The organism is Aminobacter sp. P4_D5 (assembly GCF_056401815.1).
Genome location: NZ_JBFUIP010000012.1, coordinates 1 through 12,764, shown reverse-complemented (window position 1 = coordinate 12,764; position 12,764 = coordinate 1). Strand labels below are relative to the sequence as shown.

Sequence of the window (12,764 nt, the reverse complement as noted above, 5' to 3'; positions counted from 1 at the left end):
AGCGGATTTCTTTTGCCTCGTTGAAAGGCAAGGAAATGATGGAGAATCATATCTCGACGACGCCCTTTGGGCGGCGGCCACTGACGCTTGCCATAGTGGCAGGGCAACTAGCAGCCGACAGATGTGCGCCCGGCACCAGTGCCAACAAATGGCAGGTGTTTCGCACGGTCTGTGAGGCCAAGGGATTGCTGGGGGCGAGCGATCGCGCTTTGGCTGTTTTGAATGCGCTGCTGAGCTTCCATCCGGACACGGATCTCGTGGAAGGGGAGGGGCTAGTGGTGTTTCCATCAAACACGCAGCTTGCGCTTCGTGCGCATGGCATGGCGCCCGCTACTTTGCGGCGGCATCTGTCGGTACTTGTCGAATGTGGCCTTGTGGTGCGCCGCGACAGCCCAAATGGCAAGCGCTACGCCCGCAAGGGTTTTGACGGGGCGATCAAGTGGGCCTTCGGTTTCGACCTCTCCCCCCTTCTAGCACGTGCTGAGGAGTTCGAGCGTTTGGCTGAGACTGTCAGGGCCGAGCGAAGGGCGCTTTTGCTGGTGCGCGAGCGTATCACCATCCTGCGCCGCGACATCGCCAAGATGATCGCCTTTGGCCTGGAGGAGGGCATCACTGCCGATTGGCAGCGCCTTCACATAAGGTATCGTGAGATCGCAGACGCCATTCCACGCACCGCGACGCGCCTTGAGCTCGAACCAATTGCCGCTGAGTTTGCATTGGTTGCCCAAGAGGTGCGCAAGACACTGGAAAATCACGTTAAAACTGAAAAACCAAGCGCCAATGAGTCTCATTTCGAGCGCCACATACAGTATTCAGATACACATCCTCATGAATCTGAACCCAGCCCAGAAAAAGCGCAGTGGACAACTGCTGCCGTGAAATTGGTGATCAAGAACCAGCCACCAACGGGATATCCGCTTGGCATGGTGCTGCGTGCATGCCCTGACATTACCGATTACGCACGAAACGGCATTTCGGGCTGGGCTGACCTGGTGGAAACGGCAAACTTGGTGGGCAGAGCGCTCGGCGTCAGTCCCGATGCGTGGCACCAAGCCTGCGAGGCGATGGGGTCGGTTGACGCAGCGATCATGGTGGCGGCAATGCTGCAGCGGGGTGAGGCGATTGCCAGCCCCGGCGGCTACCTGCGCAGCCTCACAGCCAAGGCCAATGCCGGGGAGTTCTCCATCGGACCGGTGCTGATGGCGCTGTTGCGCGGCAGGGGAGGGCCCCAGGCCAGGGCAGGATAAGGTCAGCGGAGCTGCAGCAATTCCTCACCGGCTATTCTCAAGTCGTACCCAAAACGGCGAATCAATGTTCCTGCCGCACTGCAAGTCGAACTCTCGTGCTCTCTACGGCAGGGAGGAGCCTCTCGGCTTCTATAGGCCGCTTGCTTTGGTGAGGTTGATGCGGAAGCGGTCCCGACGTTGCTGATAACGGCGTGTCATTTCCGCGCTTGTGTCATCGAGTTGCTTTTGCACGTAGCGTTCGTCGACCTCTGCTGACGAGGCAAGGCCGGCGCGAAGCGAATGGCCGGCAAAAAGCTTGACGCGTTCGCCCTCGGTCAGGTTGCCGCGCACGCCGGCAGACAGTGCGCTGCGCTTGACCAGACGGGAAACCTCTTGGTCGTTGAGCCGTTCGGCGCCGACGCGCTTGCCTTGCCCGGTGACGCGACGGAACAGCGGGCCGTGGGCGATGCGGGCTAGGTTTAACCAGGTTTCCAGCGCCACGACAGGGCAGGTGGAATCAGCTGAACCGCGGCCGATCTCAATCTCGCGCCAGCCGGTCCTACCGCGCAGTGTGACGAGGATGCCCTTGCTTGGGAAGACTTCGATCCAGCCACGGCCGTCCTGTGTCTGATCGCGGCCGCAGTCGAGGCCGACGAGCTCTGAGCGGCGTAGGGCGCCGGCAAAGCCGAGTAGTAGCATCGCGCGGTCGCGCATGCCCCGCAAAGTGCCACGCTCAAGTGTTTCCAGCATGGCGATGAGGTCGTCGGACAGGATCGCTTCTTTCTGCCGGGAAGGCCGGGCATGGGCGTTACGGATGCCTGCCACGACTGTGGCGATTGCGGGCTGTTTCCTGTCGAGGAACAGGCCGCGCTGAGCATAGTTCCAGGAAAGCGACGACAGGCGCCGTTCGATGGTGGAAACGGCATCCTTACGCGCTGCCGCGCCGTCTCCTGGGCCACCCGAGATGCTGCCAGAGGCACAAGCGGTGATGTAAAGCCCGACGGTCTCGGGATCGGGCGGCAGTGCCGCAAGGCCCTGGCGGCGGAGCCAATCGCCGAAATGCTTCCAGTCCGCGGCATAGGCGCGGCGGGTGTTGGCGGAATTGGCCGCCTCGACATAGCCGCGAGCGCGTTGGGCAAGCCTATCGAGCTGCGCCGGAAGCCGGACGGAAGGCGCAGCCTCGGTGAGCAGCAGGGTGGGAGAGGGGGGCTTGTCATCTGGAATGACCAAGGTGTTCGGCCCTACCGCCGCATCCAGGTGCTGTTTCATCGCCAACGCGACATCGATGATGTCGGGAAGAGCGTCGCCATCGCTATCGGCCGACGTGGCGAGTGAATTCTTAGTGTTCATTTCCTGTCGCTACTACTCGGATGTCAGTTTGCGAGAAATCATTGCCCTTGAAGAGGAGGGGCTCATTGGCGAGCTTGGCAAGCGCGTAGGAGAAACAGTCCCCATAGTTCAAGCTGGCTGGATGACGGCCTTTGCCATAACGCCGCCACGCGCGACGCGCTTGATCGGCGTGTTCGACCTCGACCGCGACTATGTCGACCTCCACCCGTGCAAGCCATAGATCAAGTTCGGCCCCGCCGAGTTCGCCGAAGCGCGTCTCAAGCACCATGGCTGCTTCCAACACCGTGGCGGTCGAGATGAGCCGCACCGGATCGTCGGCAATCAACTTTTCGAAGGTTGCCGCTTCAGGCTCGTTTTTGGCGATCGCGACAATTGCGGATGTGTCGATAACCATCAGCTCGGCAACCCGTGTTCATCGTAGCCAAGGATGTCGTCGGCGCTACGTGTGTCGAGCACTGACATGGTGCCCCAGCGCCGCCGGCTGGCAGCCAAATCTTCGAGAAGCGCAGCCTTGCGTGTGTCGGATCCGAGCCGGCGCATCCTATCTTCAAGAGCGCGGCGAGTGGCAACCGTGATCGTTTCGCCCGTTCGTTCCGCTAGGCTGCGGGCGAGGCGTTCCGTCTCGGGATCCTTGATGCTCAATGCCATAAAGAGGTTCCATCTACCTACGTGTATATTTTATACCTAGATAGCCTATCGGCGATGGAATTGCACGCGCCTCCTGTCGTCGAGCAGAACGCCGCCGAGTACCCTTTTCGGCGTTTTGCTCGACGAGAGAGGCCATTTTCGGAATAGAGATCATAACGAGCGATAATGCAACATTATCAGTCGTTGTAGATTGCCAACAGGCTGTGCGGTTTGCTGCCCAGCAATGGCAATAAGCGCACAGGCTTGTTACACTCCCCAACATGATTCCAACCGCTGCGCCACCGCTTGTCGCCCATCAATCCCCGAGCGTCCCCAGCTGGGCGCAGTGGCGCGGGCATGTCGCAAGCGACGCAGAAGCGGCCTTCATGGCTGGCGCCGCCCTGAACTCCTTGGACAATTTGGTGCGTGGCGAGCCAGCATGGGCCGGCGCGTGGCGCCAACGCCAAGCCTTGAAATGCGCCACCGCAGCTGTGCGTCTCGCTGGTCGAACCGAAGATGAAGCGGCGTTGCGCGATGCCGTGCTTATGACCCGGCCTGGCGACGATGTGGGCCCGGCCGGTAACATTTTAACTGGCTGGCGGCGGTTGGCATCCAAGCCGCCGGTTGTCGATGTCGATACCCTTGCCGGCATCGTGGAATTACTCGGCCTGCGTTGGAGCGAGGATCTGGCCACCATTCCCATGCAGATCAACGACTTGGCGCTATCCAGCGACAACAGATCGGCGCCGTTCGCCGCCACAGCGATCGCCACGCAGGTTCTTGCCGTGCGTCCCGATGCCGAGCCGCTCGGATGGTGGCTGGCTGATCTTGTGCTGTCGCGGAAGCTGCTCTGGAAAATGCCGGTACCACTTTTAATGGCGCAAGTTTTTACGCCGGCCTTCCGAACCGAAGGCGGCCGCGGGATCGCCGCAAGAATCCGGCCTGGGGAGCAAAATTTTGAGCGGTCGGTGTACCTGGCGCTAGCGCACGGTGCCGCCGAGGCCTGCCGGCTGGGGGCAGAGATTTCCCGGCGCGCCGATCGGTTGATGGCGGTAGCGCCAAAACTACGTGCCAAGGGGGCTGGGGAGGCGATCCAGAAACTGCTCGATGAAGACGCGATTTCTGGGTCGCTGACGACCAGAAACCTGTCACGGTTTGCGTCGCGGCGACTGTTTGAGCGCTTGCGGACGTTCGACGCCGTGCGCGAACTGTCGGGGCGGTCGACGTTTCGGCTGTACGGGCTCTAGGCGATGGCTGATCAGACCGGCCGAAGAGCAGACAAAGCCCAGCCGAAGCAGCTGGACACTGAACTTGAGCATCTGCCGGCGGATCTGCGCTGGCGCGAATGGATGGGCCGGGTCGAAGCCGTGATCTTCGCTGCACGTGAGCCGGTGTCTCCTGAGGTCTTGGCGCGTGTAGTCGGCAAATGCTGCAGCATCGACCTGATCATCGATGACATCCGCAACGAGTTGCGTAGCCGGCCGTACGAACTGGTCGCTGTTGCCGGCGGCTGGCAGCATCGGACCCGCCGGGTCTATTCCGATGCAATCCGGGCAGCCACCGGGCAGGGCGCGGATGGCGGGCCGGGGTCAAAAACCCTGTCGCAGTCGGAAAGTCTCGTACTGATGTGCATCGCCTATTTCCAGCCGATCACCCGTGCCGATCTGTCATCCTTCTTAGGTAAGGAAGTCAGCCGCGATCTGATAGGTGTGCTGCGCTCGCAAGACTTCATCGCCTCCGGCCCCCGCAGCCCGCAACCGGGAGCGCCCTATACCTATGTGACGACGCGGGCGTTTATGTCCCACTTCGGGCTCAATACGCTGCGCGACCTGCCCGACTTCGAGTCGCTCGAGGATGCCGGTCTGCTCAGTAAAGACATGCTGCTGGCGGGTGGTATTCCCGTCGGCCCTCTAAGAGGCGAAGGGGACGATGACAGCGACCTATCGGATAGCGGAGTCTTTGATGGTGAGGCGATGAGGGAAATCTAACAGCCAACCAAGGGCCGGTCAGATCGTCAGYGCAACAGCATGTCCGGAGGGCTTAGGTTAGGGAAGGAATTGTGGCGCGTTCGGCACTGCCCCAGTGAAACGTACGCCGGCGTGGACCTCCCAGCCCGACTGGTTCACGTCAGTCCGCTCCAGCAAATGCCGGGACTAAACAGCTAGTACGACGTCCAGCAACCTTCGGTCGGGAACACGCCGCCGGTGAGATTGGACGCCTCGTTGGATAGAAGGAAGAGCATTGTCGACACCTGCTCGGCAATGGTTGCCGGACGCTGCTTGGGGTCCGCATAGGCAAGGAGGCTGAAGGTCTTGGCTCGGCCCATGTTAGGCCCAGTCGATTTGTTGGCCTTCGTGGCCTCGGCGACCAGGATCCCCGCGCGCTCGACCATCGGAGTGTCGGTCGCCGCCATGTTGACGGAATTGACCCGGATGCCATGCGGCGCGTAGTCGATGGCCGCATTGCGGGTGAGGCCGTTGACCGCATGCTTGGAAGCGACGTAGGCGGGATTTCCGGCCAGACCAGTCATGCCGGCGATGGAGGCCAGGTTGACGATCGGGCCGCCGCGCCCTTGCGCAACCATCTGCATGAGTTCGGCGCGCATGCAGCGGAAAAGGCCACTGTGAAAGACACGGTCCCAATACTCGTCGGTGGCCTTGTGGATCGGGGCGAAAATCAGCGGCTTCTGTGCCTGGTAGTCTATCGGATCGCCCGAATAGACGCCGTCCATGACGCCCGCATTGTTGAGCGCCAGGTCGAGGCTGCCATAGCTATCAACGGCTGTTTTGACCATCTTTTCGCAGGCGTCAGTCTCGCCGACGTCGCCATAAACAAAAGTGGCTTTTCCACTGGCAGCGACGATGTCGGCGATGGTCTTTTCACCGAGATCCTTGATCCAGCCGACGCCGATGATGTTTGCGCCTTCACGGGCGGCGCGGACCGCAGCGCCAGCGCCCATGCCACGAGCGCAACCGGTGACGCATCGCCCTGGGGCACTGATCATCCTGCGAGCGTTTCGAATTGCTCGGCAATTGAAGGTCACGGATTGTAGGCAAAACTCGCCTGTCGCTTTCGCATATTTAGCGATCAGGCAGCGCGGGCGATGGCGGAACCCTCAGCGTCGAACAACGACACGCGCGCACCGTCGATGGCGATGCCAACAGTCTCGCCGATGCGCACCGGCGCATCCGCAGGCGCGTTGACGTTGATCAGACCAAGCCGGTCGTTGCGCACGAAGACACTGGTGTTGCCGCCGAGATATTCGGCGACCTCGACCGTGCCGCGGCAGTTGCCGGCCTCGGGCGAAACGAGCGTCAGATGCTCGGGGCGGGCACCGAGCTGGGTTGGCGTGCCGGAGAAGGCGAGAGCGAGTGCGCCCTGCCCGGAAAGGTCGAGCTTACCTTCATCAGAGGGCGCGCAGGCGAGCACGTTCATTTTTGGGCTGCCGATGAACTGAGCAACGAACAAATTGGCCGGCCGCTCGTAGAGCTCGTGCGGGCTGCCGTGTTGCATGACGCGGCCTTCCTTGAGCACGACGATGCGATCGGCCAGCGTCATCGCCTCGACCTGGTCATGAGTTACGTAGATCATGGTGGCGCCGAGTGCCCGGTGCAGCTTGGCGATCTCGAGGCGCATGTCGACCCGCAGCGCTGCGTCGAGATTGGACAGCGGCTCGTCGAACAGGAAGGCGACCGGCTGGCGCACGATCGCGCGGCCGATGGCAACGCGCTGGCGCTGGCCGCCCGACAGCTGGCGCGGGTAGCGCTCGAGCAGATGGGTGAGCTTCAGCGTGTCGGCGGCCTGGTCGACCTTGGCCTTGATCGCATCCGACGAGAGTTTCGCGAGCTTGAGCCCAAAGCCCATGTTCTGGCGCACGGTCATGTGCGGATAGAGCGCGTAGGACTGGAACACCATGGCGAGTTGCCGCTCGACCGGCGGCGCCTTGGTGACGTCCCGGCCGTCAATCAGCAGACGGCCAGAGGTGGTTTCCTCCAGGCCGGCGATCATGCGCAAAAGCGTGGACTTGCCACAACCGGATGGGCCGACGATGACGACGAACTCGCCATTGGCGATGTCGAGATCGAGATCCTTGATGATCTCTGTGCCGCCGTAGCGCTTGCCGGCTTTTTCCAGTGAAATCGTGCTCATTGAATTCTCCGAAGAAACTGTCTCAGCCCTTGACCGCGCCTGCCGTCATCGAGCCGCTGATCTGGCGATACATGATGAGGCCGAGCAGCATCGGCGGCAGCGCGCCGACGATCATGACGGCCGAGGCTACGCCCCATTGCACGCCGCCGCCGCTGGCGGCGAAGAAGAACGAGGCGCCAACGGTGATGGGAACGGCCTTGGACGTGGTCAGCATCAGGCCGAACAGGAACTCGTTCCAGGCGGTGATGAAGCCGAAGATCAGGCTGGTGACGATGGCCGGCCGGCAGAGCGGGGCGATGACCCTGGTCAGGATCTGGAAGCGCGTTGCGCCGTCCATCAGTGCCGCCTCGTCCAATTCCCCCGGCAGGTCGCGTATGGYGTTGACCAGAATGACCAGCGCCAGCGGCAGGTTGACGATGGTGAGGATCAGGCCAAGGCCGAGCCGGGTGTCGAGCAGCGCAAGCCACTGGAACATCATGTAGAGCGGGATGGCGAAGATGATGAGCGGCACGGCGCGCAGGTTGACGATGAAGGGCAACAATGTGCGCTCGCCGACCTTGCCGCGGGCGATCGCATAAGCCGCGGGCAGAGCGAGTGCTACGGCAAGCAAGGTGCCGAGTGCCGCGACCGCGACGCTGTTGGCGAGATAGAGGAAGATGTTCAGCCGGTCGGAGACCTTGAAGACCGCGGCGTAGTTGTCGAGCGTCGGTGCGTACACCCACAGGCCCGGATTGGTCGACAGCTCGCGCGCACTCTTGAGCGATGTCGAGAGCGTGACGAGGATCGGGAAGTTCATCGCGAGTGCCGCGATGGCGAAGACGATCCAGCGAAGGGCGTTGATCATCAGCGTGCTCCCTTGCGGCGGGCGGCAAGCGCGTTGAGGCCGTAGAGTACGGCGAACGACACCGCAAACAGTATGACGGAAGCGGCGACCGCCTTGCCGATGGCGCCCTGCTTGAAGAAGGCCTCGTAGATGTAGATCGACAGCGAGGCGGTGGAGCCGCCAGGGCCGCTGCCGGTCAGCACATAAATGTTGTCGAAGACGCGGAAGCCGTCGATGAAGCGGATGAGCAGTGCGACAACGATGGTTGGCGCCATCAGCGGAAGCTCGATGTACCAGAGCCGGTGGCGGTAGCGCGCGCCGTCCATGGCGGACGCCTCGACGATCTCCTTGGGGATGGCCTGGTAGGCCATATAGAACAGCAGGAAGGCGAAGGGCGTCCACTGCAGCGTCTCGACCACGACCAACGTCCAAAAGGCAGAGGCCGGCCCGAGGAACGAGAAGCTAGCGCCGAACCAGGTCCAGAGATAATAGGGTACYGGGCCGACGAATTCGTGCAGCACGAGGCGATACATCAGGCCAACAAGTGCCGGCGCCACCATCAGCGGCAGCATCAGGATCGCCATCAGCCAGCTGCGCTTTTCAATGAGCGGCGACAAGAAGATGGCGAGGAACAGACCGAGCGCGCATTCGAGCAGCGCCGTCAGCAACCCGAAGCGTAGCGAAAACCACGTCGCCTGCCAGAACGATGAGTCGTTCCAGACAGCGGCAAAGTTGGAAAAGCCAGTGATCTCGGGGTGCCGCAGGTTCTCGAAGGTAACCTCCGAGACCGAATAGACGAGATTGACGATCGCCGGGAAGCCGAGGAACACAAGCAGGAACAGCACCACCGGGAGAGCCAGCAGCCTGAATTCGGACGAGGGGGTGCGTTGTGAAAGCGTTGTCATCAATCGATCTACGGCTGGCTTCCCAATGGAAGCAATAGTGGCTGGTGGGCCGAAGCCACGGGCCTCGCCAACTCGCTCTTTCGGCAGGCTCAGGGCTCGGCACCTCGAACCCGCATGGCGGGGCGGGAAAATGGTGCCAGGATCGCCCCTTCGACATGCTCAAGGCACGAAATCGCGGGGAGGTGCCGAATCCTGAACCTGTTGAGATGGCCGATGGCGGCAAAGGCGCCGCCATCGGCCAAACGCTTACTTGAGCAGGTCAGTCATGCCCTTTTCGGTGTTCTTCAGCGCGTCGTCGAGCGACTGCTGGCCCGACCAGTAGCCAGTGAACTCCTTGGCCTGGAGTTCGTAGACCGAGAGCGCCTTGGCCGACGTACCGCCGTTCATGACGTAGCCGTACTTGCTGGCGAATTCGCCGAGCTTGACCAGGTCGGGACGCTCAGTCGCCACTTCCTTGACGACGTCGGGCGTGAGCGCAGGCGCGCCGCTGTTCCTGGCGTAGATCAGCGCCGCTTCCTTCGACGACAGCCACTTGATGAAGGCCTTGGCGCCGTCCTTGTTCTCGGAGTTCTTGTTGAGGCCGAAGCCGAGGCCGTGGATGTGGGTGAAGCGGCCCTCGGGGCCGGCCGGCGGCGCGATCGTCTCGGTGACTTCAGCAACCGTCGGCGACTTCTCCTTCGAGGTGAGGTCGGAAGCGGCGGCGTTCCACTGCACCATCGCGGCAACCTGGCCGGAGGCGTAGGCGGCGTTGGCTTCGGCGAACTCGTAGGACAGCGAGTCGCGCGGGGTGGCGCCGGCGTCATAGAGCAGCTTGTAGGTCTCGAGGCCCTTGCGATAGGCATCGGAGTTGACCGTCACCTTGCCGCTCTCGTCCATCCAGTTGCCGCCAAAGGCGCGCGGCAGCGACTGGAACACCATCATGTTGAACAGCAGGTTCTTGAGCTGCAGCACGGTGCCGTAGCGGGTCGGGCTGTCGGGGTTCACGGCTTGCGTGAAGTAGAGCGCGGTCGCCGCGTAGTCGTCCCAGGTCCATTCGTCCGGGTTCTTCGGCTCGAGCTTCTTGCCGAGGTGCTTCTCTGAGATCTCGGCGAACTTGGCCTTGGCCGCGTCATCCTTGAGCAGCGCGTCGATCAGGTCCTTGCGGTAGTACATGAAGTGCAGCGAGAGATCGGTCGGCACGCCGAACTGCTTGCCTTCGTACTGCATGGTGGTCAGCACCGAGTCGCCATAGACGGCCTTGGCCTCGTCCGACAGCTCGACCGGCTCCATGAACGGGGCGTAGCGGCCGATGGAGTAGGTGGCGAGCAGGTTGACGTCGAAGGCCTTGGAGCCGGCGGCGAGGTCTGCCTGCAGCTTGTCCCAGAAGCCGTCGCGGTTGAAGAACAGCAGCTCGACTTTGTTGTCGGCCGATACGTCGGCCTTGGCGTTGTAGGCATCGGCAGCCGCGCGCAGCGCGGTTTCTTCGGGGCCACCCGGCCAGCCGAGCACGGTCACCTTGGCGAAGGCGGGGCTCGCCAGAAGGCTGGCGATCGCGGCCGCGATCAGGCCGCCCTTTCTGATCTTCGAAAATGTCATGTGTCCCTCTTATTCAGTTCTGACGGTTTGCTAAATCCGCGATGCCCACGACGCCGGCGCTCTCTCCGAGTGCTGCTGCGTGAAGCTGCGGGGTGAGCCCTGGCGGCAGGCTTCCCAGCGCCTGCCGGACGGATTCGAGATACCCAGGCGCAAGTCCAATACCGCCGCCGATGACGATGCGGGCGGGGTCGAGCATGAGCTTGATGTTGCTGCACAAAAGGGCGGTCTGGCGCACCGACGCCTTGATAATGTCCTTCGCCCAGGCGTGGCCCGCCGCGGCCGCCTCGAAGACCTCGCGCGCAGTGGCCCCGGCTTGGTGAGGTGCTGCCTGTGCAGCTATCCAATTGCCGGAGACGTGGTCCTCGAAAACACCTGTGTTCTCATCAAGGCTGCGCAGCAGGCCAAAATGACCGGCGAGCCCGCCGAGCAGGCGGCCGTTGACGACGATGCCGCCGCCAATTCCGGTCGAAATGGTGAGGAAGACGAGATCTTGGCCTTGGCCGGCGCCGAAGGCGAATTCGCCCCAGGCGGCGGCCTGCGCGTCGTTGGCGGCGAGTACGGTCTCGGCTTCTGCGAGCCTGCTGACGGTCGCGACCAGCGGAAAGCGTTCCGGAATGTCGAGCGTCTTGCGGTTGAGTGGCGACCAGCAGCCGTCGTCGATGATGCCGCTGATGGCAACGCCTGTTGTGCCGTAGCGGCCTTTCCAGCCTGAAATCGCGTCGAACAGGGCCGTCAGCCACTGCTCGGGGTCGCCGCTGCGCGGGGTCGGCATCTTGTGCGTCTCGACCACCTCGGACCCGCGCACGAGCGCGGCGAGCATCTTGGTGCCGCCGATGTCAAGCGCGAGAACGGTGTCGGCCATGGCAATCAGGCTCCGGCCTTGGCGATGGTTTCGTCGAGTGCCGAGCGGAACCAGGAGGTAACATATTCCGGCCGGGTGATGGCGGAGCCAACCACGACCATCGATGCGCCCGATGCCAGCGCCTGCTGCGCCTGGGCGGGGGTGCGGACATTGCCCTCTGCGACTACGTACGGCGTTAGCTTGCGCATCGCCGATATCAGCGCGAAATCGGGTTCCGTCGGCTCGACCGGGCCGGTGTAGCCGGCAAGCGTGGAGCCGACGACATCGGCGCCCTCGGCCAGCGCCTGCTCGGAATCGGAGATGACGGAGCAGTCAGCCATGGCGGCGCGGCCGTGGGAATGGATGCGTTCGATAAGCGCCCTAGTCGAAACCGGGCGGATGCGCTGGGTGGCGTCATAGGCGATGATATCGGCGCCAGCTGCAGCGAGCGCATCGACGTCTTCGAGCCAAGGCGTGATGCGGACGGGCGTGTCGTCGAGGTCGCGCTTGACCAGGCCGACGATCGGCTTTTCGGTGGCTACGCGGACGGCTGCAACGTACTCGGCGGATTCAATGCGTAGGGCGGCGGCACCGCCGTCGATGGCCGCCAGCGCGAAGCCCACAACCATCTCGGCCTTGTCCATGGCTCCACCCTTCACGGGCTGGCAGGATACGATGAGACCATTGTCGAGGGCTTTGAAGTCAAGCGGCACGCGGGCATCTCCTGTGATGCCCAAACGGTAGCAGTCTAAGACCAGATTGCAACAGGCTTTGAACTGGTATTATCGCATCAATTCGATGACGAAGTCGTAGACGTCGCCGCGGTATTTGGTCTGGGTGAACTCGACGATCTGGCCGTCGGCGAGGAAGCAGCGGCGCTCCATGATGAGGAGGCTGGCATCGTCGGGTGTGCCGAGCAACTGGCGCTCCTCTTCGCTCGCAGGCTTGGCTTGCATGCGCTGCAGCGCGCGAACGGGCTTGGCGCCGGTTGCCTCGAGATATTCGTAGAGCGAGGCTTGAACAGCTTGCGGATCGGGCACAAAACGGGCCGGCAGCGTGGCGATCTCGATGGCGATGGGCGTGTCGTCGGCGGTGCGGAGGCGGCGCAGGCGAACGACCTTTTCACTGCCGGAGATGCCCAAAGCCATCATCTCGGCCGGCGATGGCCGTGAAATCTCGCGCGAAATCCATACGCAGCCAGGCTCCAGTCCGCGCGAGCGCATGTCCTCGGAGAAGCTGGTCATGGTCGCAAGCGACTTCTCCAGTCG

14 protein-coding genes are annotated in these 12,764 nt (G+C 62.7%); 3 read left to right on the top strand and 11 right to left on the bottom strand.

What is annotated here, in order from left to right; all coding sequences use genetic code 11:
* The first annotated feature begins 38 nt into the window (after window positions 1-38).
* Window positions 39-1,247 (top strand): plasmid replication protein RepC, encoded by a 1,209-nt coding sequence (gene repC / locus AC1DWF_RS04865; protein ID WP_476784512.1) that lies wholly within the window; start codon window positions 39-41, stop codon window positions 1,245-1,247.
* 129 nt (window positions 1,248-1,376) lie between these two features.
* On the opposite strand, the gene AC1DWF_RS04860 is transcribed toward repC, so the two are convergent.
* The 3 genes from AC1DWF_RS04860 to AC1DWF_RS04850 are packed head-to-tail and all read right to left on the bottom strand — an operon-like array spanning window position 1,377 to window position 3,224.
* Entirely contained in the window at window positions 1,377-2,576 is a 1,200-nt protein-coding gene (locus AC1DWF_RS04860; protein ID WP_476784510.1) for a tyrosine-type recombinase/integrase, read from the bottom strand.
* On the bottom strand, window positions 2,566-2,970 hold the full coding sequence (locus AC1DWF_RS04855) for a type II toxin-antitoxin system VapC family toxin (protein ID WP_476784509.1): 405 nt from the start codon (window positions 2,968-2,970) through the stop codon (window positions 2,566-2,568). Before AC1DWF_RS04855 ends, AC1DWF_RS04860 begins: the two co-directional genes overlap by 11 nt.
* Window positions 2,970-3,224 (bottom strand): type II toxin-antitoxin system VapB family antitoxin, encoded by a 255-nt coding sequence (locus AC1DWF_RS04850; protein WP_476784508.1) that lies wholly within the window; start codon window positions 3,222-3,224, stop codon window positions 2,970-2,972. The genes AC1DWF_RS04855 and AC1DWF_RS04850 overlap by 1 nt, the downstream gene beginning before the upstream one ends.
* Before the next feature lie 260 nt (window positions 3,225-3,484).
* On the opposite strand from AC1DWF_RS04850, the gene AC1DWF_RS04845 reads away from it, so the two are divergent.
* Both AC1DWF_RS04845 and scpB read left to right on the top strand, forming a co-directional pair.
* Complete coding sequence (locus AC1DWF_RS04845; RefSeq protein WP_476784507.1) at window positions 3,485-4,450, top strand: DUF1403 family protein; 966 nt, start codon at window positions 3,485-3,487, stop codon at window positions 4,448-4,450.
* A 3-nt stretch (window positions 4,451-4,453) separates the two neighbouring features.
* Window positions 4,454-5,191 carry an SMC-Scp complex subunit ScpB gene (scpB, locus tag AC1DWF_RS04840; RefSeq protein WP_476784506.1) on the top strand — a complete coding sequence of 246 codons (738 nt, stop codon included), beginning with the start codon at window positions 4,454-4,456 and terminating at the stop codon, window positions 5,189-5,191.
* 173 nt (window positions 5,192-5,364) lie between these two features.
* Here the strand turns inward: scpB and AC1DWF_RS04835 are convergent, their stop codons facing one another.
* The 8 genes from AC1DWF_RS04835 to AC1DWF_RS04800 all read right to left on the bottom strand — a co-directional run.
* Window positions 5,365-6,207 (bottom strand): SDR family NAD(P)-dependent oxidoreductase, encoded by an 843-nt coding sequence (locus AC1DWF_RS04835; RefSeq protein WP_476784505.1) that lies wholly within the window; start codon window positions 6,205-6,207, stop codon window positions 5,365-5,367.
* An 83-nt stretch (window positions 6,208-6,290) separates the two neighbouring features.
* Window positions 6,291-7,352 carry an ABC transporter ATP-binding protein gene (locus tag AC1DWF_RS04830; RefSeq protein ID WP_476788782.1) on the bottom strand — a complete coding sequence of 354 codons (1,062 nt, stop codon included), beginning with the start codon at window positions 7,350-7,352 and terminating at the stop codon, window positions 6,291-6,293.
* 22 nt (window positions 7,353-7,374) lie between these two features.
* Window positions 7,375-8,196 (bottom strand): carbohydrate ABC transporter permease, encoded by an 822-nt coding sequence (locus AC1DWF_RS04825; protein ID WP_476841485.1) that lies wholly within the window; start codon window positions 8,194-8,196, stop codon window positions 7,375-7,377.
* A complete protein-coding gene (locus AC1DWF_RS04820) occupies window positions 8,196-9,080 on the bottom strand; it encodes a carbohydrate ABC transporter permease (RefSeq protein ID WP_476784629.1) in 885 nt (294 codons plus the stop codon). The genes AC1DWF_RS04825 and AC1DWF_RS04820 overlap by 1 nt, the downstream gene beginning before the upstream one ends.
* Window positions 9,081-9,326: 246 nt before the next feature.
* On the bottom strand, window positions 9,327-10,655 hold the full coding sequence (locus AC1DWF_RS04815; protein WP_476784628.1) for an extracellular solute-binding protein: 1,329 nt from the start codon (window positions 10,653-10,655) through the stop codon (window positions 9,327-9,329).
* 13 nt (window positions 10,656-10,668) lie between these two features.
* Window positions 10,669-11,517: an ROK family protein gene (locus AC1DWF_RS04810; RefSeq protein WP_476784627.1), complete on the bottom strand. Its 849-nt coding sequence runs from the start codon at window positions 11,515-11,517 to the stop codon at window positions 10,669-10,671.
* 5 nt (window positions 11,518-11,522) lie between these two features.
* Window positions 11,523-12,209 carry an N-acetylmannosamine-6-phosphate 2-epimerase gene (locus tag AC1DWF_RS04805; RefSeq protein ID WP_476784626.1) on the bottom strand — a complete coding sequence of 229 codons (687 nt, stop codon included), beginning with the start codon at window positions 12,207-12,209 and terminating at the stop codon, window positions 11,523-11,525.
* A 69-nt stretch (window positions 12,210-12,278) separates the two neighbouring features.
* The coding region (locus AC1DWF_RS04800; RefSeq protein WP_476841484.1) for a GntR family transcriptional regulator at window positions 12,279-12,764 on the bottom strand (486 nt) is incomplete at its 5' end.